Genomic DNA, 26889 nt, shown 5'->3' with positions numbered 1-26889 from the left:
AAACCGCGCCTTGTCGCGGTTTTGCGTTCAGCCGCGCTTACCTATTTCCATCTTTGCCAGCGTCCAGCCAGCCACCCGCTCGTGCAGGCTCAGGCCCAGGCCTGGCCGATCTGGCACGATCATGTGGCCGTCGCGTATTTCCAACCGTTCGTTGAAGGCCGGCTCCAACCACTCGAAATGTTCTACCCAGGTCGGGTGCTCGTAAGCAGCCGCCAGGTGCAAATGGATTTCCATGACGAAATGCGGCGCCATGATCATGCCTCGTTGTTCGGCTGCTTGGGCGACCTTCAGAAACGGCGTGATGCCGCCCATGCGCGGCGCATCGTGCATGATCACATCGACCGCGCCAGTATCGACATAGCCCAAGGCCTCGGCGGCGCTGGTAAGCATCTCGCCGGTACCGATGGGCGTATCCAGTTGCGCGGCCAAAACGGCGTGCCCCGCAACGTCATGCGCATCGAGCGGCTCTTCGATCCATTCCAACTGGTACTGCTCCAGCACGCGTCCCATGCGTAACGCGGTGGTGCGATCCCACTGCTGGTTGACATCCACCATCAGTGGCACTTCATCGCCCAAATGCTTGCGCACGGCCTCGACGCGCTGGAGATCGAGTCGCCTGTCCGGTTGCCCGACCTTCATCTTCACGCCGCCAATGCCGCGCTCGCGAGACTGCGTCGCCTTGTCGATGAGCTCTTCAGTCGAGGCCTGCAGATAGCCGCCAGAGGTGTTATAGCAGCGCACCGAGCCGCGCTGCGCACCTAACAGTTTGGATAGCGGCAATGCCGCGCGCCGTGCCTTGAGGTCCCATAAGGCGGTGTCGATCGCGGCAATGGCCTGCGCCGCGACGCCGCCCCGCCCTACCGAAGCACTTGCCCAGGCCAGCTTGTTCCATAGTCGGGCAATGTCGTTGGGGTCTTCACCGATCAGCAACGGTGCGAGTTCCTGGGCGTGGGCATATTGTGCCGGCCCTCCGGTGCGCAGGCTGTAGCTGAAGCCTATGCCGGCATGCCCCTGTGCGGTTTGAATTTCGGCAAATAACAGACTGACCGATGTCAATGCGGCTTGCCGGCCGGTTGCCACTTTGGCATCGCTGACGGCATGCGCCAGCGGCAGTTCTACCGCACGCAGGCCGATCCAGGTAATGCGATCGGGACTGTACATTTTCATACCCACCTTCATGGCTCGCAGTGTGAAAGGCATGATGGACGTTGCGATTGATGCAGGTCTAATCTAATCAACCACTTGATTGATACCGGAAATGGATCAATGTTCGACCTGGCGCAACTGCGATGCTTTACCGCTCTCGCGACGGAGTTGAATTTTCGTCGCGCCGCCGAGCGCCTGCACATGACCCAGCCGCCGCTGAGCCGGCAGATCCAGCTGCTAGAGCACCAACTGGGCATCGCCTTGTTCACCCGCAATACCCGGGCAGTGGCCTTGACCGCCGCGGGTCGTGCTTTCTTCGTCGAAGCCCAGGCGCTGCTCGAGCAAGCCCACCGAGCGGCGCAGACCGCACGTCTGATTGCGTTCGGCGAAAGCGGGACCGTAAGCATCGGCTTCGTCGCCAGTGCGGTTTATGACTTCTTGCCTCGGGTGGTGGCACAAGCCAGGCGCGACCGCCCCGGTGTGCAGATTGCGCTCCAGGAGATGACCACGTTCGAGCAGCTTCAGGCCCTGCGTATGCGGCGCATCGACCTGGGCATCGTGCGGGCGCCGCTGAACCAGCCGGGCCTGATCAGCGAGCGCCTCGTATGCGAGCCCTTCATTCTGGCCGTGCACGACGAGCATCCGTTGGCACGACTCGAACCGCTTGAACTGGCCGCATTGCACGGCCAGTCGTTCATCCTTTATTCGCATGCCGCCTGGCAGCCGTTCAATGAGCTGCTCACCGGCATGTTCCGCTCCAGCGGCGTGCAACCAGACTACGTACAGTCGCTTGGCAACACCTTGACCATCCTGTCACTGGTCAACGTCGGCATGGGCCTGGCATTGGTGCCTCGCAGCGCCAGTGCGGTGAGCTTCGAGCGGGTGCGTTGGCGGGCGCTCGAGCTGCCATCAGGTGTACACAGCGAGTTGCATCTGGCCTGGCGCGACGACAATGACAACCCCGCTGTCGCCGCGCTTCGCGAAGCGGTGCGGCACGCAGCCAGCGAGCCCGCTCAGGCGCGCTGACCCACTTCGGCCTGTTGCACCGTCCAACCGGCCACCCGCTCGCTCAGGCTCAAGCCCAGCCCGGGCCTGTTAGGCACCAGCATCCGTCCATCACGAATCTCCAGTCGCTCCTCGAACAAGGGCTCCAGCCATTCGAAATGCTCGACCCAAGGCTCACGAATATGGGTCGCTGCTAGGTGCACATGCAGCTCCATGGCGAAGTGCGGCGCCAATGTCATGCCCGCCTGCTCGGCCAGGGTCTGTATCCGGAGATAGGGCGTGATCCCGCCGACGCGTGGGGCGTCCGGCATCAGAAAGTCGGCAGCACGCTGACGAATGAACTCCCAGTGCTCAGCCGGGCTGGTGAGCATCTCGCCCGTCGCGATTGGCGTGTCGAACTGGCGCACCAGCTCGGCGTGCCCCTCGGCGTCGTAACAGTCCAGTGGTTCCTCGATCCACACCAGATCGAAAGGCTCCAGGCGCCGACACATGCGCCGAGCCATCGGCCGATCCCATTGCTGGTTGGCATCGACCATCAGTGGAAACGCCTCGCCTAAGTGTTGGCGCACCGTGCCGACCCGATGCAGGTCCAGCGCCCAGTCCGGCTGGCCGACTTTGAGCTTGATCCCGCCGATGCCCTTCTCTCGCGACACATCGGTGTTTTTCAGCAATTGATCCAGCGGTGTGTGCAAAAAACCACCAGACGTGTTGTAGCAGCGCACCGAGTCTCGCTGGGCACCGAGCAGGCGCGCCAGCGACAGCCCCGCACGACGTGCTTTGAGATCCCACAGCGCCACGTCGAAGGCGCCGATCGCTTGAGTCGCGACGCCGCTGCGACCTACCGAAGCGCCTGCCCAGCACAGCTTGTCCCATAGCTTGGAGATGTCGCTGGGGTTTTCACCGATCAGGTTGGGCGCCACCTCCAGAGCATGGGCAAACTGCCCCGCGCCCCCGGCGCGCTTGGAGTAACTGAAGCCAAGTCCTTGATGGCCATCGCGGGTCTCGATCTCAGCGATCAGAATGGCGATTTCGGTCATCGGCTTCTGCCGGCCGGTGAGCACCTTCGCATCGCTGATCGGGTTGGCGAGCGGCAGTGCCACCGAGCGCAGGCGCAACCAGGCGATACGGTCTTCGTCGGCACAGATGATTGTGGGCGTGTCGTTCATGGAACCTCCGGGTGATAGACCGACTACCTGCATGGAGCCATGTGCAACTGCACATCACATAGACCCGCGAGAAGGCCGAAAAATGGGCAGCCTGAATCAGCCTATGGTGGGTGACTGCGCAACACTCAAGTCCTGAACCTTTCAGGTGCTGTCTCGTACGATCAGCTCGAATTCGACATTCAGCCGCAGCGGATTGCAAACCGAGCAGGCTCGGCGGCACGCGCCAGTATCGCGAAAAATCGAGTCGACGTCGCTTGGTCATCATACAACCACGCATACTTCGTCCGTCATGCCCGTCCGTTTCCGAGGCAGGAGCCTCACTCGACTTTAGTGGTATGTAATTACCTGGCTGTGACCGCTAGCGTGATGCTCTGCGATCACTTCTGAAACGTACGGAATCCAGAGACTACGCTAGTTACAGGAAGAGCGAGCGGGACTTTCCGAAGCAGGAACCAGCATTTGGACACCGGTAAGAAGATCGCACTTTGCGGTTGACAAAGTTTGAGGGCGACAGAAATAATCAATCCAAGTCATCCGACAACCGATGACATCAAAACAATAAGCGACGGGCAGACCCAAAATGACAAGCACGACGATCACCCCCACACCCTTCAATCGCCTCCTGCTGACCGGAGCGGCGGGAGGTTTGGGCAAGGTGCTACGCGAAACGCTTCGCCCCTATGCCAACATTATTCGTCTCTCCGATATTGCCTCGATGGCGCCCGCCGCCGGCCCGCATGAAGAGGTGATGCCTTGCGATCTCTCCGATAAAGCAGCCGTACACGCACTTTGCGACGGCGTCGATGCGATTGCGCATTTTGGCGGCGTCTCTGTCGAGCGACCCTTCGAGGAAATCCTCGAAGCCAACATCCGCGGCGTATTCCATATCTACGAAGCCGCACGCAAGCACGGCATCAAGCGCGTAGTCTTTGCCAGCTCCAACCATGTCATCGGTTTCCACAAGCAGACCGAAACCATCGATGCCAGCGCACCGCGCCGCCCAGACAGCTATTACGGTCTGTCCAAATCCTACGGCGAGGACATGGCGAGCTTCTATTTCGATCGCTACGGCATCGAGACCGTCAGCATCCGCATCGGCTCCTCCTTCCCCGAGCCGCTCAATCGCCGAATGATGGCCACCTACCTCAGCTACCGCGATCTGACCAACCTGATCGAGCGTTCGCTGTTTACTCCGAATGTGAAGCACACCGTTGTGTACGGTGCCTCGGCGAACCGTGACGCCTGGTGGGACAACCACATGGCAGCGCACCTCGGTTTCGAGCCCAAGGACACCTCCGAAGTTTTCCGCGACAAGATCGAAACACAGCCGCCCTACGCGCCCAATGATCCAGCCTTGATCTATCAGGGCGGCGCCTTCTGCGAAGCGGGCCCGTTCGACGACTGACAAGCTTTCCGCCACGCCGCGAACAACTACAAGAGAATCGCCATGGCAACTAACGCAGAACTGATAGTCGAAGCGCAGAACGCAACGGGAGAAAGTCCGGTCTGGGTCGCCTCAGAGCAGGCACTCTACTGGGTCGACATCCCCAATCGCCAACTGCTGCGCTGGAAGGCCGCGGATGCTTCGATTACCCGCTGGACTGGCGAGCAGATGATTGCCTGTATCGCGCGTTGCGAGGCAGGTCCGAATCGCTGGATCGCCGGCATGGAAGACGGCCTCTTCGAAATAGCTCCGCAAGATGACGGCACGCTTGGCTCCCACCGGCTGGCAGGCGCGCAACATGCTCATGCCGGCATGCGTTTCAACGACGGTCGTTGCGACCGCCAAGGGCGCTTCTGGGCTGGAACCATGGTCCTGGATATGGCTGCCGGCATCCCAGCTGGCGCGCTGTACCGGTTCGACGGTTCGTCGCGCGACGATTCACTCAGTGCGCAGCTAAATGACTTCATCGTGCCCAACGGGCTGGGCTTCAGTCCGGACGGTCGGACGATGTATCTCTCCGACTCGCACCCCAGCGTGCAACGCATCTGGGCTTTCGATTACGACATCGACAGCGGCACCCCGAGCAATCGCCGGCTGTTCGTCGACATGAATCACTATGCTGGGCGTCCCGACGGCGCAGCGGTGGACGTTGACGGCTGCTACTGGATTTGTGGCAACGACGCCGGACTGATCCACCGCTTCACGCCCGATGGCCGTCTTGACCGTTCGCTACAGGTGCCGGTGAAGAAACCCGCGATGTGCGCCTTTGGTGGCGCTGGCCTCGACACCCTGTTCGTCACTTCCATTCGTCCCGGTGGCGATCTGTCCGATCAGCCGTTAGCAGGCGGTGTGTTCGCACTGCAGCCTGGCGTCCGTGGACTGGAGGAAACCCCTTTTCGTCAATGATTCACCCACACTGGGACCGGCTCGTAGTTATCCGGCCTTGACGCTCCAACGCTGCACACCAACAACAACAAGATGGAGATCCACATGAACTTCAAACGAAAGTTGCTCATCGCTGCACTTCCCTTCGCCTTCTGCCTGTCCAGCACGGCCCACGCCGCCATGACTCTGAAGATCGCCGAAATCCATCCAGCCGGTTACCCGACGGTCGTGGCCCAGGAACACATGGGTCAGAAGATTGAAGAAGCCACGAACGGCGAACTCACGTTCCGCATGTTCTCCGGTGGCGTGCTTGGCTCGGAGAAGGAAGTCGTCGAGCAGGTCCAGATCGGTGCGGTGCAGATGACCCGCGTCAGTCTGGGGACCCTCGGTCCGGTAGTTCCGGATGTCAACGCATTCAACATGCCCTTCGTGTTCCGTGACAATGCCCATATGCGCAAGGTCATCGATGGCGAAATCGGCCAGGAGATCCTCGACAAGATCACCAACTCCGAATTCAACATGGTTGGTCTGGCGTGGATGGACGGTGGCGTGCGCAACCTCTATACCAAGAAGCCAGTGCACAACCTTGAAGACCTCAAGGGCATGAAGATTCGTGTAATGGGTAACCCGCTGTTCATCGACACACTGAACGCCATGGGCGCCCAGGGCGTGGCGATGGATACCGGTGAGATCTTCAGCGCCCTGCAGACCGGCGTGGTCGACGGCGCCGAAAACAACCCGCCAACCATGCTTGAGCACAACCACTTCCGCGCTGCGAAGAACTACTCGCTAACGGGCCACCTGATTCTTCCCGAGCCGATCGTGATGTCCAAGACGACCTGGAACAAGCTCACCCCCGAGCAGCAGGAAATCGTCAAGAAATACGCCAAGGAAGCGCAGATGGAAGAGCGCAAGCTGTGGGATGAGAAAACCGCCAGCAGTGAGGCCAAACTCAAGGAAGAAGGCGTCACCTTCATCAAAGTCGACAAGAAGCCCTTCTACGATGCTACCGCTCCGGTACGTGAAAAATACGGCGCGCCTTACGCCGAACTGATCAAGCGTATCGAAGCCGTCCAGTAATTCGTTCTCTCTGAAAAACCTCGCGGTGGCGGGCCTGCGCCCGTCACCGCGCTTGTGGTGAAGTCTGATGAAAAACACGCTGCTGCGCGTCAACGACGCGATCTACATGACCTGTATCTGGGTCGCGGGATTGGCCATCGTGGTCATGTCCATGATCATCCCTTGGGGGATCTTCGCGCGCTACGTGCTGGGCTCCGGTGGCGGCTGGCCTGAACCCGTGGCCATTCTGCTGATGGTGATCTTTACATTTTTCGGCGCTGCGGCGAGTTATCGAGCCGGCGCGCATATGGCGGTGACGATGTTCACCGACCGCCTGCCTGAGTATCTGCACCGCCATGTCGAGCTGCTGGTGCAAATCCTGATGGGGGTCATCTGCCTGTTCATGACTATCTGGGGGATCAAGCTGTGCATGGCCACCTGGAATCAATTCATGAGCACATTGCCGACGCTACGCGTTGGTGTCACCTACTCCCCTATTCCGATTGGCGGCCTTATCACGCTGCTGTTCGTGCTCGAGCGAATCATTTTCGGTGACCAGAGCCATCGGCGAGCGGTCAACTACGAGCTGGTTGAAGACAGCAAGGAGGCAGTGTAATGGATGCGCTGATACTACTCGGCAGCTTCGCTGTGTTGTTCCTTCTGCGGATGCCGGTCGCCTATGCGCTTGGATTGTCAGCCCTGATCGGCGCCTGGTGGATCGATATCCCATTCGACGCGGTGATGATTCAGGTCGCGGGCGGGGTCAACAAGTTCTCGTTGCTGGCGATCCCGTTCTTCGTGTTGGCTGGAGCCATCATGGCCGAAGGCGGGATGTCTCGGCGGCTGGTTGCTTTCGCCGCGGTATTGGTCGGTTTCGTACGCGGTGGCCTGTCCCTGGTCAATATCATGGCCTCCACCTTCTTCGGTGCCATCTCCGGCTCGTCACTGGCCGACACTGCTTCGGTAGGTTCGGTGCTGATCCCGGAAATGGAGAAGAAAGGCTATCCGCGTGAATTTTCCACGGCTGTAACGGTAAGCGGATCGGTTCAGGCACTGCTGACCCCGCCCAGCCATAACTCGGTTCTTTATTCACTGGCTGCCGGCGGTACGGTCTCGATCTCCTCGCTGTTCATCGCCGGTATCGGCCCTGGGCTGCTGCTGAGCGCGGTCATGATGACCATGTGCCTGATCTTCGCTCGGATACGCAATTACCCCAAAGGTGAGGTCGTCCCGCTCAAGCAGGCGCTGAAGATTTGTGTCGAAGCGCTCTGGGGCCTGATGACCATGGTCATCATCCTCGGCGGCATCCTTTCCGGGGTTTTTACCGCAACCGAATCCGCCTCGATTGCCGTCGTCTGGGCATTCTTCGTGACTATGTTCATCTACCGCGACTATAAGTGGCGCGAGCTACCTAAGTTGCTGCACCGGACGGTGCGCACGCTGTCGGTGGTGATGATCCTGATCGCATTCGCCGCCAGCTTCGGCTACATCATGACGCTGATGCAGATTCCGTCGAAGATCACCACGATGTTCCTGACCCTGTCGGACAACCGCTACGTGATCCTCATGTGCATCAATATGATGCTGCTGGTGCTCGGCACGCTGATGGACATGGCACCGCTGATCCTGATCCTGACGCCGATTCTGATGCCGGTGATTACCGGCATTGGTGTGGACCCGGTGCACTTCGGCATGATCATGCTCGTCAACCTCGGGATCGGCCTGATCACCCCACCGGTAGGTGCGGTATTGTTTGTCGGTGCTGCGGTTGGCAAGGTGACCATTGAAAATACCGTCAAGGCGCTGCTGCCCTTCTACGGCGCTCTGTTCCTGGTTCTGATGGCCGTGACCTATATCCCTGCGATCTCGCTCTGGTTGCCAAGCATGGTGCTTTGACAGTCCTCAGCGCACGAACGAGGACGCCGCCCACCCGGGCGGCGTTTTGCTTTGCAAGCCAGCGACATTCGCCAACCATAGACATTAAAAACGGCGCCGGTGCCCACGCAGGCTCGGCCGAACGGAACGGATTCCACCCAGGACAGGACTGACCCCATGCAAGCTGCTGCACCATTTCCACGCCATATCGCCGTACTGATTCTGGCCACCCTGGCCTGCTCGTTCGCAGGCAACCATATCGCTGCGCGGATTGCCTTCGATCACGACACCGGCCTGCTGCTGGCCATGCTCTGTCGCGCCGGCGTTACCCTAATTGCCTTGGGTGCCTTGGTTTTCTGGCGGCGCGAATCCCTGCGCCTGAGCGGTGCCACCTGGCGCTGGCAGATCCTGCTCGGCCTGTTGATCGCGGTACAGAGCTTCTGCATCTATTCAGCCGTCGCGCGCATTCCCGTGGCACTGGCGCTGCTGGTGGTGAATCTGTCGCCCATCATGCTGGCGCTGCTGACCTGGTTGCTAGGCGGTCCAAGACCGACCGGTCAAGCGCTGGCGATCATGGGCATGATCCTGTTCGGTCTGGTGCTGGTACTGGATGTCCCGGCACGCCTGATCAGCAGCGAGGCGCCGGACGGCCAATGGATCGCCGGCATCCTCTTCAGCCTGACCGCAGCCGCGGTATTCGCAATTGCACTGTGGGTCACCGAGCACAAGCTGTCGAAGATGGCCGGTTCTGTGCGCAGTATGCTGACGCTAATCGTCGTGTTCGGCAGCTCCGCCCTGCTTGGTGCTAGCGGCCTGATACCGGGTGGTCTGAGCCTGCCCAGCGCGAGCGCCGGCTGGATTGCCCTGGGCTGCCTGGTATTGCTCTATGGGGCGGCTTTTTCGACATTGTTCATCTGCATGCCGCGCCTGAATATTGCGCGCAATGCGCCGGTCATGAATGTGGAGCCGGTCGCTGGCATGCTCCTGGGCTGGTTGGTGCTCGGCCAGTTGCTCGGGCCCTGGCAGGTGTTGGGCGGCCTGATAGTGGTCAGTGGCATCGCTCTGCTGGCTTACCGCAAGCAGTGAAGAGAGCAACAAGCGGCGTAGTGCTCAGCACTCTGAGGATAGCGATCTTGGCGCAACGCCCACCTTGTCGTTTCAGCCAAGTCGCTCATCACAACGGAACGCTTGAGCTGCCAGATAGGGTTGAAAAAAAGCGTGTGCTTGACGTTAAAGGAACAGCTGATTGCCAGCTGGACATTCTCCATGACCCCGACACAGCGCTACTGCACGCGAGCCGCTCGCCGCGGTATGCGTCACGGCCTTAAGTCGGGGGTAGATGTTCACTCGGCCTTGTCGGTTTCGGCCTCTTCATGCGCCTGGCGCAGCCGCTCGCGACTGTTGGTCAGATGCAACCGCATCGCGGCCCGGGCAGATTCGGCATCCTGGCGGGCGATGGCGTCGTAAATCTGCTCATGCTCACGACCGAGGCGCTGCTGGTAGTGCGGCTGGTCATCGTGGGCCAGGCGTGCCGAGTTGAGCCGACTGCGCGGGATGATGGCGGTGCCCAGATGATTCATGATGTCAGTGAAATAACGATTGCCTGTCGCCTCGGCAATCTGCAAGTGAAACTGAAAATCCGATACCGCAGCTTCGCTGGACAAAGCCGCGCTCTGCTGCAGCGAATCCAGGAACGCTCGCATCGCCGCCAGCTGCTCCGGGGTGCGACGCATCGCCGCCAACCCGGCCGACTCGACCTCAAGACTGATACGCAGCTCCAGAATCGACAACACGTCACGCAGCGTGCCAATGGTTGCCGGGTCGATGCGAAGGCCTGTGGTGCTGGGCGTGTCGAGTACAAATGTGCCGATGCCGTGGCGCGTTTCTACCAGGCCGGACGCCTGTAACCGAGAGATCGCCTCGCGCACCACTGTCCTGCTTACACCCTGGGCCTGCATGATTGCAGACTCGGTAGGCAGCTTGTCACCACGCTTGATGAGGCCGTCGCGGATCTGCTGGGACAGCTCCGTAACCAGCTCCTGCGCAAGACTGCGGTGCTTTCGGCGGACGCGTGGTTGGACGCTCTGGTTTTCCATGGACACATCAATCTCTTTGAAGCGAAGTAACCCGTATCATAGCCCAGTGGTTGTACGATGACTATACGAGCAGCACGATCCAAATCTTTGGCATAGCGGCAGTGTCCGGCGATTGCAAATTGGCCGAACCAGCCTTGTATCCGAAAACCGCACGGTTGCTAGGTGACTTCTATACTGGACTGGCGGGCCACTCACAGGAGATCAAATCATGCGTCGCATATTGCTACTCATCGCAGCCGCTGTCGTCAGCACGCCGCTCTGGGCAATGCATTGTCCAATGGACATGGCAAAGATCGATGACCAACTGGCAACGAATCCACCGAGCGATCCAGCCATTCTGACGCGAGTCAAAGAGCTTCGCGCCGAGGGGGAAGAACTGCACAAGGCTGGCAAGCATGAACAATCGCTTGAAGCCCTTGGAGAAGCACAAGAATTACTTGGCATGAAACAGTAACTATTGTCACCGTGCCCTACCGAGCAGGCGCCACAACAGTTGTCGCTCGGTGGGTTCGATCAGCTGTCTCCGTTGTCTTCCTCAATGCAGCGAACACGTAGCTCCTTACGATCGAAAGTCTCTTCGCTACTCAGGGTTTCGTAGCCTTGCGGGCAAACCGCACGTGCTCGGGCTTCACAGCCCGGTTGTCCGGCGGCCTTGGTGCAAGCGAATACATATTCATCGGTACCGTCTGCAGGAGGCACCGTTTCTATCCCATTGCAGCCAGCTATGAGCGCTGTCAGTCCGGCGATCACGGCGTATTGCTTGGTGAGTTTATTCATCGTCAGTCCGAACATGATGCGATGGAACGAGACGCCTTGGCCAAACACTACACCGATGCGGCTGAACGCCAGAGGCGCAACGTCTGAATGCCGAGGTGCGGCAGCACTGCCTGGTGGGAGCCAATAGACGAGACAGATCTCGAAGAATACCCGCCGGGGCGCAGCCTAACGACGACAACCCAGTCACCGCGACAAGCGCCGTGGCGCTATTCCAGGCGTATAGCGCACAAGCGTTAGCGCGGGTTGGGTGCGTCATCCATTTCGGCGTTATCGACATCAATGTCGGGCGTTTGGCGTTCCATGGGCACGCCGTCGGCGCCATCCCGTGGGCGTTCCAACTCATTACCCGGCAACTCGTCAACGCCCGGTTGGTCATCCGGGTTCACGTCGGTGCGGCCTGGGCTCAACGGCGGTGCCGAGCCGGGAATAACCACCCCGTCGTCTTCGCTCTCAGCGCGAGTGCCCGGAAGGGATTCAGCCTGCGGCTGCCGATCGTCGCGTTCGATAGTCATCTCTACCTCTCCGTTGCCCTGTACAGATAAGAGGTTCGACCAGCGTATGCGTTCAAGTAGACAGGTTGCCATTGGTCCCTGTACGAGCCTGCCGGCCGCGCAGAAACGAAAAAACCGGCTGCAAAGGCCGGCTTTCAATATGTCGCAACTGTCAGATAAGCCACGCCCTTGGTGCCCGGAGCGGGAATCGAACCCGCATACCCTTTCGGATGAGGGATTTTAAGTCCCTTGCGTCTACCAGTTTCGCCATCCGGGCAGGACGGAGCGCGATGCTCGATCGCGGCGCAGGACTATAACCAGCCACCCGCCGAGGTGCAAGCCGAACGGCACGCCAGAGTGCCAGAGGTTTGCTAAACGCGTAGGCACGACGACCGATGATCACTCCAGCGCAGCGCTTGGATGCGGTTGCGTAATGGCTAGACCGGAAATCTCAATGCCGTCGACGTATGCCTGCGAGCAACCAGAACACCAGACCGAGAATGGGAAATAACGCGATGCCAATGGCCCAGAGCGCCTTGGCACCTACCGTTCGGTCGCTTTTGAATACGCTGACGATGGCAAGTAAATCCAGGGCAATCACAATCACCGCTATGGCAATTGCGAAGTAACTCATCGCGTCAGACATGCAGCTCTCCTCGCAGGGTTCATAAGATATGAGTCCTGAGCGCCTAGCTGCAGTTCCGTTGGCGCGGGCGCCCCAAGCAGGCTGTAGTCGATTGGCCGGCTACGGCTGTATCGGAACGCCGGCAGAACACACAGCCACTGAATCGAATGCATAAAAAAACCGCAAGCTTGCGCTTGCGGTTTCTTCACTGATGGAGGCCGATGTCGGAATCGAACCGGCGTACACGGATTTGCAATCCGCTGCATAACCACTCTGCCAACCGGCCTCAGAACGATAACGCCGCGAACTGCGGCGTCATCGTCAACAAACTGGAGCGGGAAACGAGACTCGAACTCGCGACCCCGACCTTGGCAAGGTCGTGCTCTACCAACTGAGCTATTCCCGCATAGTCTTGGTGACGGGCGCCATTTTATAGTTTCAGCGTCACCCGTCAAGCCTTTGATTAAAAAAGTTTTTTATTTCTTTTCTGTAGGGCTGAGGTGGGGCCAGGCAGCCATCAGGTAATTGATCATCGACCACAACGTCAACGCGGCCGCGATGATCAGCAACGCGTAGCCGAGCCCTACCCACACGGTCGCCAGCGGTGGGTTGGCTAACAGAATCACGAGCGCCACCATCTGCGCCGCGGTTTTCCACTTACCCAGGCTGGAGACCGCCACGTGAGCCCGCGCGCCCAGTTCCGCCATCCATTCGCGCAGGGCCGATACCACGATCTCCCGCCCGATGATGATGGCCGCCGGCAAGGTCAGCCAAAGGTTCGAATGTTCTTCGACCAGCAATACCAGTGCCACCGCGACCATCAGTTTGTCCGCGACAGGATCGAGGAAGGCACCGAATGGCGTACTCTGCTGGAGCTTGCGGGCGAGGTAGCCATCCAGCCAATCGGTAAGCGCAGCTACGGTGAATACCGCACTCGAAGCCAGATAGCTCCAATGAAAGGGAAGATAAAACAACAGGACGATGATCGGTATCAGCAGTACACGTAGCACGGTGAGAATGTTTGGAATGTTCATCGATACCACTGATCCGCAGATTTAGGAGGCGATTCTACTCACTGTGCAGAGCGGCATAAATCGATTCGGCGAGCTTTTTACTGATTCCTGGCGCCTTGGCGATTTCATCGAGGCTGGCGCGGCAGAGTTCCTGAAGACCGCCAAAATGCATGAGCAGTTCGCGGCGACGTTTCGGTCCGATACCCGGCACGCCCTCCAATGTCGAGGTCGTCCGCGCTTTTCCGCGGCGCGCACGGTGCCCGGTGATGGCGAAACGGTGAGCCTCGTCGCGCACTTGCTGGATCAGATGCAAGGCTGGGGAGTCGCCCGGCAGCGTGAATTCATGCGCTGCGTCGTTGAGATAGAGCGTCTCCAAACCAGGTTTGCGCGTCACGCCTTTGGCCACGCCCAGCAGGATCAACTCCGGCACGGCAAGTTCCTGTAATACCTCGCGGGCCATGTTCAGCTGCCCCTTGCCGCCATCCACCAGCAATATATCGGGAAGCTTGCCCTCCCCCTCGGCGGCTTTCTTGAAACGGCGCGAGAGTGCCTGGTGCATCGCTGCATAGTCATCACCCGCGGTGACACCTTCGATGTTGTAGCGCCGGTAATCGGACTTTAACGGCCCTTCCGGGCCGAATACTACGCAGGACGCGACCGTTGCCTCGCCGCTGGAATGGCTGATATCAAAACATTCCAGGCGTGTCGGTAGCTCGTCCAGGTTCAGCGCCTCGGCCAGTGCATGGAAGCGTGCGGCCAGGTGCTGACGACTCGCCAGACGCGCACCCAATGCCTGTTCGGCATTGGTCAGCGCCAATTGCTGCCAGCGTGCCCGGGTGCCACGGACGCGGTGAGTGATCGTCAGCTCGACGTCACGCAGTTCGACAACCGCGCTGATCAAGGTATCGAAGTCTTCGTGAACTGTATTGACGATCAGTTCGGACGGCAGGTCGCGCTCCATGGAGCTGAGGTAATACTGTTCCAGGAACGCCTGCAGAACGTCACTCACGCTCTCTTCGATGGCGACCTGTGGGAAGAAATTCTTGCTGCCGAGCACCCGCCCGCCGCGCACGCTGATCAGATGCACACAGGCACCACCCGGGCTCACCACGGCGGCGACGATATCGACGTTGCCGCTGCCGCCTTCCATGCTCTGTTGATCCTGCACACGCCGCAGGATACCGATCTGATCGCGAATCTGCGCGGCGCGCTCGAAATCGAGCGCCATCGCAGCCTTTTCCATGTTTTTCGACAGTTCTTCGGCCAGTGCATTGCTGCGTCCTTCCAGGAACATCACCGAATGCCGGACATCTTCAGCGTATTCGTTGGGGTCGACGAGATTCACACATGGCGCCTTGCAGCGTTTGATCTGATATTGCAAGCAAGGCCGGGTGCGATTGCGGTAATAGCTGTCTTCGCATTGGCGGACGAAGAACGCCTTCTGTAGCAGGCCCAGGCTCTCGCGAATGGCGCCCGCGCTGGGGTACGGGCCGAAGTAGCGCCCCGGCTCCTTTTTTGCGCCTCGGTGAATGCTGAGCCGGGGAAATTCTCCGCTCGAAAGAAACACGTAGGGATACGATTTATCGTCGCGCAGCAGGATATTGTAAGGCGGGCGCCACTGCTTGATCAGCGTCTGCTCAAGCAGCAGGGCTTCAGTTTCGTTCGCCGTGATTGTGGTTTCGACTTGAGCGATCCTGGCGACCAGCGCGGCGGTTTTCGGCGCCTGCCCGGTCTTGCGGAAATAACTCGCCAGACGTTTCTTGAGATTCTTCGCCTTGCCCACGTAGAGCAGCTTGGCGTCGGCATCGAACATCCGGTAGACACCAGGACGTCCGCTGCAGGAAGCCAGGAATGCGGAAGAATCGAAGCCGCTCATCAATTGATGGTGTCGACCATGCCGTGACGGACAGCGAGCAACGCCAGCTCGACGTCGCTGGTGACCGAAAGCTTTTCGTAGATGCGGTAACGGTAGGTATTGACCGTCTTCGGTGACAGGCAAAGCTTGTCGGAAATGGTCTGGACCTTCTGGCAGTTGGCAATCATCAGGGCGATCTGGATTTCCCGTTCGGAGAGCAGATCGAAAGGTGAGCCGTTGACCTTCGGCTGGAAGGATTTCAGCGCTAATTGCTGGGCGATTTGCGGGCTGATGTAACGCTGCCCGGCAAACACCATACGAATCGCCTGGATCATTTCGTCAAGCGCCGCGCCCTTGGTCAGGTAGCCGGCGGCACCGGCTTGTAGCAGTCGCGTTGGGAAGGGATCTTCCTCACAAATGGTGACCGCGATGACCTTGATATCCGGGTGGCTGCGCAGGAGCTTGCGAGTAGCCTCGAGACCGCCGATGCCTGGCATCTTGACATCCATCAGCACTACGTCCGGCTTGAGCTCACGAGACTTCTTCAGAGCGATTTCGCCGGATTCTGCCTGCCCGATTACCTGCAGGCCATCGATATCGGCAAGCATTCGGGAAATGCCTGTGCGCACTAGATCGTGGTCATCGACCACAAGCACCCTAATCAAGCAGACACCTCTTTCTGTGCAAATTCAAAGCTGGCTGACTGCTCGCTTCACAAGCGACGGACTTTAACAAAAACTCATCTGCTTACCCAGACCATACATCGCGAATGGCCATATGGCATCACCTGCTCGCCCTACAGTCTGACCTGTACGGCGGGATGAGAGCCAGACACTAGCCTGACTCATTGATCAACATAGCCTCTAACCGGTGGTCCCGCTTTTTAGTTTGCCAGCCTCATCGCAGCCTTGCGTTTGATGTCCGATTACTTTGTTACCTCGGGCAGCACGCGGGATGCTGACTTTGTGGTGCCCCGAACTCGTCATGGCTGGCTCAGAGCCCGGCTGTACCAAACGCGACTGCAGTTGACTATGCGAACCAGCCAGAGCATGACCGGTACTTCGATCAGCACGCCCACGACCGTGGCGAGCGCCGCCCCCGAATTGAATCCGTACAGCACGATCGCGACCGCCACCGCCAGCTCGAAGAAGTTAGATGCACCGATCATCGCCGAAGGGCCGGCCACTTCATGGCGAACTCGCCATTTACGGTTCAGCCAGTACCCGAGGCCGGCGATAAGCAGCGTTTGCAGGAAGATGGGCACTGCAAGCATGGCGATGATCATCGGCTGCTCGACGATCGCCTCGCCCTGGAACGAGAACAGCAGAAACAGCGTGGCGAGCAGTGCCACGATGGAAAATGGTGCGCTTCTGGCCAATGCCACCTGGAATGCCGCCTCACCTCGTCGAATCAGTCGGGTGCGGATGAACTGAGCGATGGCCAGCGGAATCACGATATACATCAGCACCGAGAGCAGCAGCGTATTCCAGGGCACGGGTATCGACGAGACGCCCAGCAGCAATGCAACGATTGGCGCGAACGCGAACACCATTACCACATCATTCAGCGCGACCTGGGCCAGGGTGAAGTTTGCGTTGCCGTTACACAGGTTGCTCCAGACAAACACCATTGCGGTGCAGGGTGCTGCACCCAACAGGATCAACCCGGCCATATAGCTATCCAGCTCGGCGGCAGGCAGCCAGGCGGAGAATATGTGTTTGATGAACACCCAGCCGAGGAACGCCATGGTGAAAGGCTTCACGGCCCAGTTGACGAACAAGGTGATACCCATGCTTGCTCTCTCGGCATACACCTCACGCAACGATGAAAAATCAATCTTCATCAGCATCGGAATGATCATCACCCAGATCAGCAAACCAACCGGGATGTTCACGTGCGCCAGCTCGAGCGCACCCACCGCCTGGGCGGCGGTTGGCGCGTACAGTCCCAGCAGCGTTCCGGCGATGATGCAGGAAAATACCCAGAGCGTCAGGTAACGCTCGAAGAAGCCGAGCGGTGCTCCCGTAGCGGGCTTGCTGATGACTTCTCTTTGGCAGGACATCTGGATCAATTCCTTCGCAGCTATCAATTGATATACGCTAATTCATATGTTTATGACCGTAAACCGTTGCGATGCTTCACATGCTTATGACAGCTTGTTGACCACCTCAAAGATGATCAATCCGAACCGATTCTTTACCTCATATACATATCTCGATATATTCGCCAAATCGTATTTTCCCGACGGACCTCTCGATGATCGAGCACTTGACACCGACTGTTGTCTTCAAATGCTTGGCAGACGAGACCCGTGCTCGCATAACCCTACTCGTCGCCCGCGAAGGTGAGCTATGCGTCTGCGAGCTGACTTGCGCCTTGGACGAAATCCAGCCAAAAGTGTCGCGGCACCTGGCGCAGCTTCGGAGCTGCGGGCTGCTGGCGGACCGGCGTCAGGGCCAATGGGTGTACTACCGTCTCCACCCGCATCTACCCGACTGGGTCCACCAGGTTTTACAAACGGTCCTGGGCGCCAACAAGAACTGGCTCGCCCCCGATAGCCAGCGACTCGAGGCCATGCGTAACCGGCCCGACCGAACCGCCGTGTGTGGCTGAACGACCAAGGAGTCTCCATGAGCGATCGCGATTCATTTCAGACCGAGCTGCCCAACATCGAGCGCGAGCTGTTCGCCCTGCCCGATCTGGAGCGGCTCGGCAGCCTACATGATATGTCTCATCCCCCGCGAATATTGCTGCTCTACGGTTCTAACCGCGAGCGTTCATTCAGTCGCCTGATGGTGGAGGAAGCCTCGCGGCTGCTGCAGCTACTTGGCGCCGAAACGCGCACTTTCGATCCGTCCGGCTTGCCGCTGCCGGATGATGCGCCCGACACGCACCCTAAGGTGAAGGAGCTGCGCGAGCTGATGACCTGGTCCGAAGGGCAAGTCTGGTGCTCGCCTGAGCGGCACGGTTCGATTAGCGCGGTATTCAAGGCGCAGATTGACTGGGTACCTCTGGCGCTCGGCGCCGTTCGGCCGACGCAAGGCAAGACGCTGGCTGTAATGCAGGTCTGTGGCGGCTCGCAGTCATTCAACGTGGTCAATCAGCTTCGCGTTCTGGGACGTTGGATGCGCATGTTCACCATCCCCAACCAGTCTTCGGTGCCTAAGGCGTTTCTCGAATTCGACGAGGCAGGTCGCATGAAGCCTTCTGCTTTTTACGACCGACTGGTCGACGTCATGGAAGAGCTGATGAAATTCACCCTGTTGTTGCGTGGCCGGCAGGATTATCTGGTCGATCGCTACTCGGAACGCAAGGAAACGGCTGAGGCGCTGTCCCGACGCGTCAACCAGCGCTCAATCTAGTCGCATGCAGACTCAGCGAGATTCGAATGCTTAAGACCTTCGCCCTGTTCGCCGCCACCGCCGTGGCCGAGATCCTCGGCTGCTACCTGCCCTATCTCTGGCTCAAGCAGGGCAAAAGCATCTGGCTGCTGGTGCCGGCGGCTCTTTCTCTGGCGCTGTTCGCCTGGCTGTTAACGCTGCACCCGACCGCCGCAGGCCGCGTGTATGCCGCTTACGGTGGGGTCTACGTGGGCGTGGCGGTGCTCTGGTTGTGGCTGGTCGAGGGCGTTCGGCCGACTCACTGGGACCTACTCGGCTGCGCAGTGGCCTTGCTCGGCATGGCAATCATTATGTTCGCGCCGCGCACCACATGAATTCATCATCTCGGAGTGATCTGCAATGACCGTGAAGGTGGGCATCAATGGCTTTGGCCGCATCGGACGCCTGGCGCTTCGTGCCGCATGGAACTGGCCGGAGCTGGAATTCGTCCACATCAACGATCCGGCCGGCGACGCGGCTACCCATGCTCACCTGCTGAACTTCGATTCGGTCCATGGTCGCTGGCAGCACGAAGCCGGCAGCGAGGGTGATCAGGTGGTGATCGAGGGTAAACGAATCCAAGTCACGGCAAACAAGGTGATCGCTGAAACCGACTGGTCCGACTGCGATCTGGTGATCGAAGCCAGCGGCAAGATGAAGACGGTTGCGGCGCTGCAAGATTATCTGGATCAAGGCATCAAACGTGTCGTCGTCAGCGCGCCAGTCAAAGAAGCCGGCGCGCTCAACATCGTCATGGGCGTCAACGACCAGCGGTTCGATCCGGCACAACACCGCATCGTCACGGCGGCGTCCTGCACCACCAACTGCTTGGCGCCAGTGGTCAAGGTGATCCATGAGCAGCTGGGCATTCGCCATGGCTCGATTACCACTATCCATGACCTGACCAACACCCAGAGCATCCTCGATCAGCCACACAAAGACCTGCGACGTGCTCGCGCCTCGGGCATGAGTCTGATTCCGACCACCACCGGTTCAGCGACTGCCATCGCGGAGATATTTCCCGAGCTGCGCGGCAAGCTCAACGGCCACGCCGTGCGCGTGCCACTGGCCAACGCCTCGCTGACCGACTGCGTTTTCGAGGTCGAGCGCGCAACCAGCGTCGATGAGGTCAACCAACTGCTGAAAGCCGCCGCGAGCGAGGGCCCGCTCAAGGGCATTCTCGGCTACGAAGAACGCCCGCTGGTTTCGATCGACTACCGCACCGATCCGCGCTCCTCGATCATCGACGCGCTGTCGACCATGGTCGTCGATGGGACGCAGGTAAAACTTTACGCCTGGTACGACAACGAGTGGGGTTACGCCAATCGCACCGTGGATCTGGCGCGAAAAGTCGGGCTGGCCGGCTGACGCGGGTCATCATCTCATCGAGAAAGGATCACCCCATGCATGCCCTCTCCCGCCTGGCGCCCGAGGTGCGCCAGTATCTGCTGGTGACCGGCAACTATTGGACGTTCACCCTGACCGATGGTGCGCTGCGGATGCTGGTCGTCCTGCACTTCCATGCGCTGGGCTATACGCCGCTGCAGATTGCCGCGCTGTTTCTCTTCTACGAGATATTCGGTGTGATCACCAATCTGGTTGGCGGCTACCTGGGCGCACGGCTCGGCCTCAACCGCACCATGAACGTCGGCCTTGCAATGCAAGTCGTGGCGCTGCTCATGCTGACGGTGCCTACAACGTGGTTGACGATTCCCTGGGTGATGGGCGCGCAAGCGCTGTCCGGCATCGCCAAAGATCTGAACAAGATGAGCGCCAAGAGCTCGATCAAGCTTCTGGTGTCGGATGCCCAGCAAAGCACGCTGTACCGATGGATAGCTGTTCTCACCGGGTCGAAGAATGCGCTCAAGGGCGTGGGCTTTTTCCTGGGCGGCGCGTTGCTTGCAGGCATCGGTTTCCGCGGCGCGTTGCTGACCATGGCCGCTGTATTGGCATTGATCTGGGTTGCCAGCCTGTGCCTGTTGAAGAAGGATCTGGGCAAGGCCAAGGCGAAGCCGAAGTTCCGTGAACTGCTGTCCAAGAGCCGAGCTATCAATGTTCTGTCGGCCGCGCGACTGTTCCTGTTCGGCGCGCGCGATGTCTGGTTCGTGGTGGCGCTGCCGGTTTATCTGTCGTCCGTGTTTGGATGGGACTTCTGGCAGGTTGGCGGCTTTCTCGCGCTCTGGGTAATCGGTTACGGCATCGCTCAGACCCTCGTCCCGGCCATCACGTGCAAGACGCGTGGCGAGGTGCCGGACGGCCATGCGGCAGTTATCTGGGCACTGCTGTTGGCAGGCCTGCCGGCAGCGATTGCATTGGGGCTGGGCTGGGATGTCGCGCCCGAAGCGGTGTTGCTCGGCGGTCTATTGCTGTTCGGTGCGCTGTTCGCGGTGAACTCATCACTGCACAGCTACCTCATCGTTTCCTACGCCAAGGCCGATGGCGTGTCGTTGGATGTGGGTTTCTATTACATGTCCAACGCGCTCGGTCGATTGCTGGGGACGCTGCTGTCCGGCTGGGTTTACCAGCGCTACGGTTTGGAAGCCTGCCTGTGGATCTCAAGCGGCTTCGTGCTACTGGCGGCGTTGATATCGATGGGCCTGCCTCGACACCCGCCGGCAACTGACGCACGGTGACGCTAACCTAGCGTTGATTCTCGTCCTTACTACTACCGTCCACGCGTTTCAATGAGGAGATGGTTCAGGACCGAGCGCATCCTTTCCGCTTGGTCCCGCTTGGAGACGTTTGCCAAACCTGACGTACGCTCAGCCAAGCATGCCCTGATAAAAACGGCATTCGCGCGCCAACGCATCCGCCAGATTATCCGCCTGTCGAAACCCGTGACGCTCTTGTGGATAAAGGCAGTACTCGACTCGGATGCCGCGCTGGCGAAGCGCTGACACCATCGATTCTGTCTGTGCCGGAAGCACTACGGCATCCAGCCCGCCCTGAAAGAAAATCACCGGGGCCTTGATCTGTCCCGCATGGTGCAGCGGGGTGCGCTGACGATAGCGATCGGCATGGCGCTGCGGATCACCGATCAGCCAGTCCAGATAATCCGCCTCGAACTTGTGGGTGGCATGTCGCAGGGCGAGTGGATCACTGACACCATAAAGACTGGCGCCGCCACTGAAGCCAGCGTCGGCCATCAGGGCGCATAGCGCGGTATAACCGCCGGCGCTCGAGCCGCGGACGAAGGTGCGGGTCGAGTCGATCTGCCCACGCAATGCCAACGCCGTGACGGCGGCGCGGGTATCTTCCACGTCCACTACGCCCCATTGCTCGTGGAGGCGCTGCCGGTAGGCGCGACCGAAACCGCTACTGCCGCGGTAGTTGATGTCGGCTACGGCAAATCCCCGCTGAGTCCAGTATTGAATACGCGGATCGAATACCGGGTAGCAGGCCGAAGTCGGCCCGCCGTGCAGGAAGACCACCAACGGAGGTCTCTCGCCTTCCAGGCTTCGGCAGTTGGCATTACAGGGCGGATAGAAGAACGCATGCGCGGTTTCGTCGTGCCCGGTGGCGAAGCTGAGCGGCTGAGGGCGCGACAGCTGATCAGCCGGTAGCGGCTGCTCGCCGCCTGCAAGGATCGAGGTCCGGCCTGTCCGACGGTTTATCGCCAGCACGGCTGGTACCCGGTCGACGGCGGAGGCGATGCAGTAGTAATGCTGCTCATCGGCAGCCAGTTGCCGACAGCGGGTGAAGGCCGTTGCCAGCTGACGTTCGCGGCCCTTGTCGTTCCGTTCCAGCAACAGACCGTAACCATCGACCATACGCGTCAGCAGCAGACCGCCCTCGCTCAGCGGCAGATAGCTGGTCGTACCCAGTTGCCAGGGCGCCGGCGCATGGTCGAACGACGCCTGCGCAGCTCCTTTTTCGGGCGCGGATACGTCGTTCGCAAGCGCGAGCACCGAAACGAGTCGGCCACCCTCCTCCCGCCAGGGCTGCCACCAGCCGGCCCTGTCACTCAGACAGTAGAGAGTCCCGTCCGCGGCAAAGCGTGGCTGCTGCAGGGACTCGTCGCCTTCCGTGCCGGCCAGGCATCTCGGCGTTTGCCAGGTACCGTCCGCATCGCGCTCGGCCAGCCACAGGCTGGTCGCGGTCCAGGGTTGTTCGGGACGCTGCCATTGGATCCAGGCCATACGCCGAGCTTCGGCATCGAGCGCTGGCGACGAGTAGAAATCCGCGCCCTCAACGAGGACGCTGCGCCTGCCGGACTTCACCGAGAAACTGACCAGTCGGTGCTCCACCCGCTCTTCGATATGTGCTTCTTCGACCGCCACGATAGCCATCTGGCCGGGGTCGAATTGCAGGTCGCCGTAGCGGCAATCGGTCCGCAGAGTCAGTACAGTGGGTTCGGCGGCATGGTCGACGATGGATTGAAGGTGGATCTGCTGATCCTTCTCATTGACGAAGGCCACTGCTCGATCCGTCAGGCAGAAGGCCCCTCCGCCATACTCGTAGACCCGGCTGCGCAGGGATCCGCCAGCTGGCGTGATACAGACGGCCTGACCGGCTCGCCAGTGCCACAGAGTGCATCGAGCATCCTCCGGCTGGTATTCGATCCAGAACACGCCACCATGGCCGGCGCGAGTCTCGGCAAAATCACGGCTCGCCGATGCGGCTTTCTCGGCGCTCCAGTCGCTGGGCCAGAAGCCGTAGGGGATTGCGGTCTTGGTCATCTCGATCTCGCTCAACAGGCATCGCTCGGAGGGCACGACCTTACACCTTGAGGATTAGCTTCGATGCCTTCTCGTTGCGAAACGTCAGTTCATCCAGCTCGCGAGGCGCCTGCTCGGCTTCGGTCCGCGCGGCGAGAATAGTGCCGTGATTGGGCGACTTGCTGCATACCGGGTCGGCATTGGCGGCGTCGCCGGTGAGCATGAACGCTTGACAGCGACAGCCACCGAAATCCTTCTCCTTTTCGTCGCAGGATCGGCACGGCTCGGGCATCCAGTCGAAGCCGCGGAATTTGTTGAAGCCAAACGAGTGTTTCCAGATCTGCTCGATGCTTTGCTCACGCACGTTAGGAAAGCTGATCGGCAATTGCCGCGCGCTGTGACAAGGCAGTGCCGTGCCGTCCGGGGTGATGTCGAGAAACAGGTTGCCCCAGCCGTTCATGCAGCCCTTGGGGCGCTCTTCGTAGTAATCCGGGGTGACGAAGATCAGCTTGCAGGGGTGATTTTGCTCGGCGAGCCTGGCACGCCACTCATTGGTGATGCGCTCGGCACGCACCAGCTGGGCTTTGCTCGGCAGCAATCCCGCGCGGTTGAGTTCGGCCCAGCCGTAGAACTGACAGGTGGCTAATTCGACAAAGTCGGCTTCCAGTTCCAGACATAGCTGAATGATGCGCTCGATGTCGTCGATATTGTGCCGATGGGTCACGAAGTTGAGCACCATCGGGTAGCCGTGCGCTTTCACTGCTCGCGCCATGGCGAGCTTCTGCGCGAAGGCCTTTTTGGAGCCGGCGAGCAAATTGTTCACATCTTCATCGGCGGCCTGGAAGCTGATCTGGATATGGTCGAGCCCAGCGTCGGCGAACGAAGCGATCTTCTCTTCGGTCAGGCCGATGCCCGACGTGATCAGATTGGTGTAGTAGCCGAGCTCCCGCGCGCCTTTTATCAGCTCGGCCAGGTCTTGGCGGACCAGCGGCTCGCCGCCGGAAAAGCCCAGTTGCGCCGCCCCCATCTCCCGCGCCTGGCGGAACACCTCGATCCACTCTGCGGTACTCAGCTCATCCTGGCTGCGGGCGAAATCCAGCGGGTTGGAGCAGTACGGGCATTGCAGCGGGCAACGATAGGTGAGCTCGGCCAGCAACCACAACGGCGGACCGGGCGCGAACCCCGGTTTAGCGAAGCTCGATCCAGAACCGTTCAACGGCCACCTCCAGGAACGCGACGATGTCTTCCTCGATGCCTTCAGCATCGGGGAAGCGCGCCTGCAGATCGGCGACGATAGCGCCCACCGTGCGCGCACCGTCGACCTCGCCGAGCACCGCAGCGGCGCTTTCGTTGAGTTTGATCATGCCCTCCGGGTAAAGCAGTACGTGGCAGTTCTGCGCGGGCTCCCACTGAAAACGGAAGCCGCGGCGGAAGGCCGGGATCTTGGGCAGTAGGTCGGTCATTGTCCTTGTCTCGCCAGTGGCCAGGCGGGTGGCCTCGCCGGGTTTGGGTTGGTTCTGTCGTTTGTAGGGGCTTCATAATGGGCTGAAGCGGAGCGCCGCCCGGCCCACCCTTATGGGATAGCCGGTCACCTGGGTGTCCAAGCGTAGGGTGGATCGGGCGGCGTTCCGCCTGCCATAGGTTCCACCTAGAAGGTTATGCCTTTGTGCCAAACGCGCTCACGGGTCACCGTGTGATACGGCGGGCGGTCCAATTCGTACGCCATGCTTATGGCATCCAGCATGCTCCACAAGACGTCCAGCTTGAACTGAAGAATATTCAGCATGCGCTCCTGGCCTTCGCGCGTGGTGTAGTGCTCAAGCGTAATGCGCAGGCCGTGCTCGACATCCCGGCGCGCTTCCGTCAGACGCTTACGGAAATAGTCGTAGCCGGCCGCATCGATCCAACTGTAGTGCCGTGGCCAGGCATCCAGGCGCGACTGATGGATCGTCGGTGCGAACAGCTCGGTGAGTGAGCTGCTGGTCGCCTCCTGCCAGACAGCGCGGCGGGCAAAATTGACGTAGGCGTCGACTGCGAAGCGTACCCCGGGCAGCACCAGCTCCTGCGACAGGACCTGTTCGCGATCCAACCCCACCGCTTCGGCCAGTCGCAGCCACGCCTCGATACCGCCCTCTTCGCCCGGCGTACCATCGTGATCGATGATGCGCTGGATCCACTCGCGGCGAGTCTCGCGATCCGGGCAGTTGGCCATGATCGCGGCGTCCTTCACCGGTATGCATATTTGATAGTAGAAGCGGTTCGCCACCCAGCCCTGGATCTGTTCGCGGGTCGAGCGGCCTTCGTACATGGCGCGGTGGAAAGGGTGATGGATATGGTAATAGTCGCCCTTGGCGCGCAGCGCCTGTTCGAATTCGGAACGGGTCATGGCCAGCAGGGTCATGGAGCTTCCTTACGATTGGTATGGGTTGTTTGCCCGGGCTGCGCCCGGCGAGTTTTCAAGTACTGGTTATGCAGGGCGTCGACCGCCGCTTGCGTTACAGCTCGATGCTCATTCCATCGAACGAGACCTCGATTCCATGCTCGCCCAGCTCCGCCCGCTCGGGGGAGTCCTCGTCAAGGATCGGGTTGGTATTGTTGATGTGGATGAGAATCTTGCGCGCGGTCGGCATGCCATCGAGCACTTCGATCATCCCGCCCGGGCCGCTCTGCTGGAGATGGCCCATTTCGCTGCCGAGCTTGGTGCCCACTTCACGCACGCGCATTTCGTCATCGCGCCAGAGCGTGCCGTCGACCAACAGGCAATCGGCACCGCGCATGATGTCCAGCAAGTCGTCGCTGACCTTGCCCAGGCCCGGCGCATAAAACAGCGTACCGCCGGTTTTCTGGTCGTCGATCAGCAGACCGATGTTGTCGCCCGGATGCGGATCATTGCGGTGCGGGGAATATGGCGGTGCCGAGCTGCGCAGTGGAATCGGCGTGATTCGAAGATTCGGGCAGGTCGGGATACGGAAGCTGCCGTCCAGGGCAATGGGGTTCCAGCGCAGGCCACCGTTCCAGTGCTCAAGCATTTTGAACAGCGGAAAGCCGGTGCTGAGGTCCTGGTGGACCATCTCGGTACACCAGACTTCGTGCGGGCAGCCTTCACGCAAGGTCAGCAGACCGGTGGTATGGTCGATCTGGCTGTCCAGCAGAATGATCGCGCCGATAGCCGTGTCACGCGGCGCACGGGCCGGCTGCAGTGTCGGAAAGGATTCCAGTTGGGCACGTATATCAGGCGATGCGTTGCAGAGTATCCAGTTTTTACCGTCATCGCTGATGGCGATGGACGATTGGGTACGGGCCCGCGCGCGTATGGTGCCGGCACGCAGCCCTGCGCAATTGACGCAATTGCAGTTCCATTGAGGAAAGCCGCCGCCAGCAGCCGAACCGAGAATCTGGATGAACATGGGCAGC

General features: G+C 60.1%; 28 protein-coding genes and 3 tRNA genes. 13 read left to right on the top strand and 18 right to left on the bottom strand.

Features of this window, described 5'->3' with window-relative positions; genetic code table 11:
• Positions 1-27 precede the first annotated feature (27 nt).
• Complete coding sequence (locus CH92_RS10945) at positions 28-1161, bottom strand: L-talarate/galactarate dehydratase (RefSeq protein WP_235206213.1); 1134 nt, start codon at positions 1159-1161, stop codon at positions 28-30.
• 105 nt (positions 1162-1266) lie between these two features.
• Here CH92_RS10945 and CH92_RS10940 point away from each other — a divergent pair, with 105 nt between their 5' ends.
• The gene (locus CH92_RS10940) at positions 1267-2172 is read left to right on the top strand and encodes a LysR family transcriptional regulator (protein WP_025241817.1); all 906 of its coding nucleotides are present in this window, start codon (positions 1267-1269) and stop codon (positions 2170-2172) included.
• Here the strand turns inward: CH92_RS10940 and CH92_RS10935 are convergent.
• The gene (locus CH92_RS10935; RefSeq protein WP_025241816.1) at positions 2160-3317 is read right to left on the bottom strand and encodes an L-talarate/galactarate dehydratase; all 1158 of its coding nucleotides are present in this window, start codon (positions 3315-3317) and stop codon (positions 2160-2162) included. The two genes, CH92_RS10940 and CH92_RS10935, sit on opposite strands and share 13 nt — an antisense overlap.
• 580 nt (positions 3318-3897) lie before the next feature.
• Here CH92_RS10935 and CH92_RS10930 point away from each other — a divergent pair.
• From CH92_RS10930 to CH92_RS10905, 6 genes are all read left to right on the top strand, one after another.
• On the top strand, positions 3898-4722 hold the full coding sequence (locus CH92_RS10930) for an NAD-dependent epimerase/dehydratase family protein (RefSeq protein ID WP_025241815.1): 825 nt from the start codon (positions 3898-3900) through the stop codon (positions 4720-4722).
• A 42-nt stretch (positions 4723-4764) separates the two neighbouring features.
• Positions 4765-5667 (top strand): SMP-30/gluconolactonase/LRE family protein, encoded by a 903-nt coding sequence (locus CH92_RS10925; RefSeq protein ID WP_025241814.1) that lies wholly within the window; start codon positions 4765-4767, stop codon positions 5665-5667.
• Between the two features lie 84 nt (positions 5668-5751).
• Positions 5752-6726 (top strand): TRAP transporter substrate-binding protein, encoded by a 975-nt coding sequence (locus CH92_RS10920; RefSeq protein WP_025241813.1) that lies wholly within the window; start codon positions 5752-5754, stop codon positions 6724-6726.
• Positions 6727-6793: 67 nt separating this feature from the next.
• Positions 6794-7321: a TRAP transporter small permease gene (locus CH92_RS10915; protein ID WP_025241812.1), complete on the top strand. Its 528-nt coding sequence runs from the start codon at positions 6794-6796 to the stop codon at positions 7319-7321.
• On the top strand, positions 7321-8601 hold the full coding sequence (locus CH92_RS10910; RefSeq protein ID WP_025241811.1) for a TRAP transporter large permease: 1281 nt from the start codon (positions 7321-7323) through the stop codon (positions 8599-8601). Before CH92_RS10915 ends, CH92_RS10910 begins: the two co-directional genes overlap by 1 nt.
• Before the next feature lie 156 nt (positions 8602-8757).
• Complete coding sequence (locus tag CH92_RS10905; protein WP_025241810.1) at positions 8758-9666, top strand: EamA family transporter; 909 nt, start codon at positions 8758-8760, stop codon at positions 9664-9666.
• A gap of 257 nt (positions 9667-9923) precedes the next feature.
• Here the strand turns inward: CH92_RS10905 and CH92_RS10900 are convergent, their stop codons facing one another.
• Positions 9924-10676: a FadR/GntR family transcriptional regulator gene (locus CH92_RS10900; RefSeq protein WP_025241809.1), complete on the bottom strand. Its 753-nt coding sequence runs from the start codon at positions 10674-10676 to the stop codon at positions 9924-9926.
• Positions 10677-10884: 208 nt separating this feature from the next.
• Here CH92_RS10900 and CH92_RS10895 point away from each other — a divergent pair, with 208 nt between their 5' ends.
• Positions 10885-11130 carry a hypothetical protein gene (locus tag CH92_RS10895; protein WP_025241808.1) on the top strand — a complete coding sequence of 82 codons (246 nt, stop codon included), beginning with the start codon at positions 10885-10887 and terminating at the stop codon, positions 11128-11130.
• 59 nt (positions 11131-11189) lie between these two features.
• Here CH92_RS10895 and CH92_RS10890 read toward each other — a convergent pair whose 3' ends face one another.
• The 10 genes from CH92_RS10890 to arsB all read right to left on the bottom strand — a co-directional run bounded on the left by CH92_RS10890 (position 11190) and on the right by arsB (position 17499).
• A complete protein-coding gene (locus CH92_RS10890; protein ID WP_144380983.1) occupies positions 11190-11453 on the bottom strand; it encodes a hypothetical protein in 264 nt (87 codons plus the stop codon).
• 233 nt (positions 11454-11686) lie between these two features.
• Positions 11687-11965: a hypothetical protein gene (locus CH92_RS10885; protein ID WP_025241806.1), complete on the bottom strand. Its 279-nt coding sequence runs from the start codon at positions 11963-11965 to the stop codon at positions 11687-11689.
• 169 nt (positions 11966-12134) lie between these two features.
• Positions 12135-12221: transfer RNA gene (locus CH92_RS10880), tRNA-Leu, on the bottom strand.
• 174 nt (positions 12222-12395) lie between these two features.
• Positions 12396-12590, bottom strand: a complete 195-nt coding sequence (locus CH92_RS10875; RefSeq protein WP_025241805.1) for a PLD nuclease N-terminal domain-containing protein — start codon at positions 12588-12590, stop codon at positions 12396-12398.
• A 191-nt stretch (positions 12591-12781) separates the two neighbouring features.
• Positions 12782-12855 (bottom strand) — tRNA-Cys (locus CH92_RS10870).
• A gap of 44 nt (positions 12856-12899) precedes the next feature.
• Positions 12900-12975, bottom strand: a tRNA-Gly gene (locus tag CH92_RS10865).
• 70 nt (positions 12976-13045) lie between these two features.
• Positions 13046-13603: a CDP-diacylglycerol--glycerol-3-phosphate 3-phosphatidyltransferase gene (gene pgsA / locus CH92_RS10860; RefSeq protein ID WP_025241804.1), complete on the bottom strand. Its 558-nt coding sequence runs from the start codon at positions 13601-13603 to the stop codon at positions 13046-13048.
• A gap of 34 nt (positions 13604-13637) precedes the next feature.
• Positions 13638-15458: an excinuclease ABC subunit UvrC gene (gene uvrC / locus CH92_RS10855; RefSeq protein ID WP_423833148.1), complete on the bottom strand. Its 1821-nt coding sequence runs from the start codon at positions 15456-15458 to the stop codon at positions 13638-13640.
• Positions 15458-16102: a response regulator transcription factor GacA gene (gene gacA / locus CH92_RS10850; RefSeq protein ID WP_025241802.1), complete on the bottom strand. Its 645-nt coding sequence runs from the start codon at positions 16100-16102 to the stop codon at positions 15458-15460. Before gacA ends, uvrC begins: the two co-directional genes overlap by 1 nt.
• 317 nt (positions 16103-16419) lie before the next feature.
• A complete protein-coding gene (gene arsB, locus CH92_RS10845) occupies positions 16420-17499 on the bottom strand; it encodes an ACR3 family arsenite efflux transporter (RefSeq protein ID WP_025241801.1) in 1080 nt (359 codons plus the stop codon).
• A 194-nt stretch (positions 17500-17693) separates the two neighbouring features.
• On the opposite strand from arsB, the gene CH92_RS10840 reads away from it, so the two are divergent.
• From CH92_RS10840 to arsJ, 5 genes are read left to right on the top strand one after another with little or no spacing between them, the layout of a single operon-like run.
• Positions 17694-18050 (top strand): metalloregulator ArsR/SmtB family transcription factor, encoded by a 357-nt coding sequence (locus tag CH92_RS10840; RefSeq protein WP_025241800.1) that lies wholly within the window; start codon positions 17694-17696, stop codon positions 18048-18050.
• A 17-nt stretch (positions 18051-18067) separates the two neighbouring features.
• Positions 18068-18799 carry an arsenical resistance protein ArsH gene (arsH, locus tag CH92_RS10835; protein ID WP_025241799.1) on the top strand — a complete coding sequence of 244 codons (732 nt, stop codon included), beginning with the start codon at positions 18068-18070 and terminating at the stop codon, positions 18797-18799.
• A gap of 20 nt (positions 18800-18819) precedes the next feature.
• Positions 18820-19152, top strand: coding sequence for a YnfA family protein (locus CH92_RS10830; protein WP_200869670.1), 333 nt, complete (start codon positions 18820-18822; stop codon positions 19150-19152).
• Between the two features lie 25 nt (positions 19153-19177).
• Positions 19178-20185, top strand: coding sequence for an ArsJ-associated glyceraldehyde-3-phosphate dehydrogenase (locus CH92_RS10825; RefSeq protein ID WP_025241797.1), 1008 nt, complete (start codon positions 19178-19180; stop codon positions 20183-20185).
• 35 nt (positions 20186-20220) lie between these two features.
• A complete protein-coding gene (arsJ, locus tag CH92_RS10820; protein WP_025241796.1) occupies positions 20221-21450 on the top strand; it encodes an organoarsenical effux MFS transporter ArsJ in 1230 nt (409 codons plus the stop codon).
• A 129-nt stretch (positions 21451-21579) separates the two neighbouring features.
• Here the strand turns inward: arsJ and CH92_RS10815 are convergent, their stop codons facing one another.
• The 5 genes from CH92_RS10815 to pqqB all read right to left on the bottom strand — a co-directional run bounded on the left by CH92_RS10815 (position 21580) and on the right by pqqB (position 26882).
• Complete coding sequence (locus CH92_RS10815) at positions 21580-23496, bottom strand: alpha/beta hydrolase family protein (RefSeq protein WP_144380981.1); 1917 nt, start codon at positions 23494-23496, stop codon at positions 21580-21582.
• Positions 23497-23536: 40 nt separating this feature from the next.
• Entirely contained in the window at positions 23537-24691 is a 1155-nt protein-coding gene (gene pqqE, locus CH92_RS10810) for a pyrroloquinoline quinone biosynthesis protein PqqE (protein WP_025241794.1), read from the bottom strand.
• A complete protein-coding gene (gene pqqD / locus CH92_RS10805; protein WP_025241793.1) occupies positions 24663-24938 on the bottom strand; it encodes a pyrroloquinoline quinone biosynthesis peptide chaperone PqqD in 276 nt (91 codons plus the stop codon). Before pqqD ends, pqqE begins: the two co-directional genes overlap by 29 nt.
• Positions 24939-25123: 185 nt before the next feature.
• The gene (gene pqqC / locus CH92_RS10800; protein ID WP_025241792.1) at positions 25124-25876 is read right to left on the bottom strand and encodes a pyrroloquinoline-quinone synthase PqqC; all 753 of its coding nucleotides are present in this window, start codon (positions 25874-25876) and stop codon (positions 25124-25126) included.
• 94 nt (positions 25877-25970) lie between these two features.
• On the bottom strand, positions 25971-26882 hold the full coding sequence (pqqB, locus tag CH92_RS10795) for a pyrroloquinoline quinone biosynthesis protein PqqB (RefSeq protein ID WP_025241791.1): 912 nt from the start codon (positions 26880-26882) through the stop codon (positions 25971-25973).
• Between the last annotated feature and the right edge of the window lie 7 nt (positions 26883-26889).

The sequence above is a fragment of the Stutzerimonas stutzeri genome, from assembly GCF_000590475.1.
Lineage (GTDB): Bacteria > Pseudomonadota > Gammaproteobacteria > Pseudomonadales > Pseudomonadaceae > Stutzerimonas > Stutzerimonas stutzeri_D.
This window is presented reverse-complemented; position numbering and strand designations above follow the sequence as displayed.

Coding starts and splice junctions, on each gene's coding strand:
- CH92_RS10945 (WP_235206213.1), bottom strand. CDS start 1,161: ATGTACAGTCCCGATCGCATTACCTGGATCGGCCTGCGTGCGGTAGAA.
- CH92_RS10940 (WP_025241817.1), top strand. CDS start 1,267: ATGTTCGACCTGGCGCAACTGCGATGCTTTACCGCTCTCGCGACGGAG.
- CH92_RS10935 (WP_025241816.1), bottom strand. CDS start 3,317: ATGAACGACACGCCCACAATCATCTGTGCCGACGAAGACCGTATCGCC.
- CH92_RS10930 (WP_025241815.1), top strand. CDS start 3,898: ATGACAAGCACGACGATCACCCCCACACCCTTCAATCGCCTCCTGCTG.
- CH92_RS10925 (WP_025241814.1), top strand. CDS start 4,765: ATGGCAACTAACGCAGAACTGATAGTCGAAGCGCAGAACGCAACGGGA.
- CH92_RS10920 (WP_025241813.1), top strand. CDS start 5,752: ATGAACTTCAAACGAAAGTTGCTCATCGCTGCACTTCCCTTCGCCTTC.
- CH92_RS10915 (WP_025241812.1), top strand. CDS start 6,794: ATGAAAAACACGCTGCTGCGCGTCAACGACGCGATCTACATGACCTGT.
- CH92_RS10910 (WP_025241811.1), top strand. CDS start 7,321: ATGGATGCGCTGATACTACTCGGCAGCTTCGCTGTGTTGTTCCTTCTG.
- CH92_RS10905 (WP_025241810.1), top strand. CDS start 8,758: ATGCAAGCTGCTGCACCATTTCCACGCCATATCGCCGTACTGATTCTG.
- CH92_RS10900 (WP_025241809.1), bottom strand. CDS start 10,676: ATGGAAAACCAGAGCGTCCAACCACGCGTCCGCCGAAAGCACCGCAGT.
- CH92_RS10895 (WP_025241808.1), top strand. CDS start 10,885: ATGCGTCGCATATTGCTACTCATCGCAGCCGCTGTCGTCAGCACGCCG.
- CH92_RS10890 (WP_144380983.1), bottom strand. CDS start 11,453: ATGAATAAACTCACCAAGCAATACGCCGTGATCGCCGGACTGACAGCG.
- CH92_RS10885 (WP_025241806.1), bottom strand. CDS start 11,965: ATGACTATCGAACGCGACGATCGGCAGCCGCAGGCTGAATCCCTTCCG.
- CH92_RS10875 (WP_025241805.1), bottom strand. CDS start 12,590: ATGTCTGACGCGATGAGTTACTTCGCAATTGCCATAGCGGTGATTGTG.
- pgsA (WP_025241804.1), bottom strand. CDS start 13,603: ATGAACATTCCAAACATTCTCACCGTGCTACGTGTACTGCTGATACCG.
- uvrC (WP_423833148.1), bottom strand. CDS start 15,458: ATGAGCGGCTTCGATTCTTCCGCATTCCTGGCTTCCTGCAGCGGACGT.
- arsB (WP_025241801.1), bottom strand. CDS start 17,499: ATGTCCTGCCAAAGAGAAGTCATCAGCAAGCCCGCTACGGGAGCACCG.
- CH92_RS10840 (WP_025241800.1), top strand. CDS start 17,694: ATGATCGAGCACTTGACACCGACTGTTGTCTTCAAATGCTTGGCAGAC.
- arsH (WP_025241799.1), top strand. CDS start 18,068: ATGAGCGATCGCGATTCATTTCAGACCGAGCTGCCCAACATCGAGCGC.
- CH92_RS10825 (WP_025241797.1), top strand. CDS start 19,178: ATGACCGTGAAGGTGGGCATCAATGGCTTTGGCCGCATCGGACGCCTG.
- arsJ (WP_025241796.1), top strand. CDS start 20,221: ATGCATGCCCTCTCCCGCCTGGCGCCCGAGGTGCGCCAGTATCTGCTG.
- CH92_RS10815 (WP_144380981.1), bottom strand. CDS start 23,496: ATGACCAAGACCGCAATCCCCTACGGCTTCTGGCCCAGCGACTGGAGC.
- pqqD (WP_025241793.1), bottom strand. CDS start 24,938: ATGACCGACCTACTGCCCAAGATCCCGGCCTTCCGCCGCGGCTTCCGT.
- pqqC (WP_025241792.1), bottom strand. CDS start 25,876: ATGACCCTGCTGGCCATGACCCGTTCCGAATTCGAACAGGCGCTGCGC.
- pqqB (WP_025241791.1), bottom strand. CDS start 26,882: ATGTTCATCCAGATTCTCGGTTCGGCTGCTGGCGGCGGCTTTCCTCAA.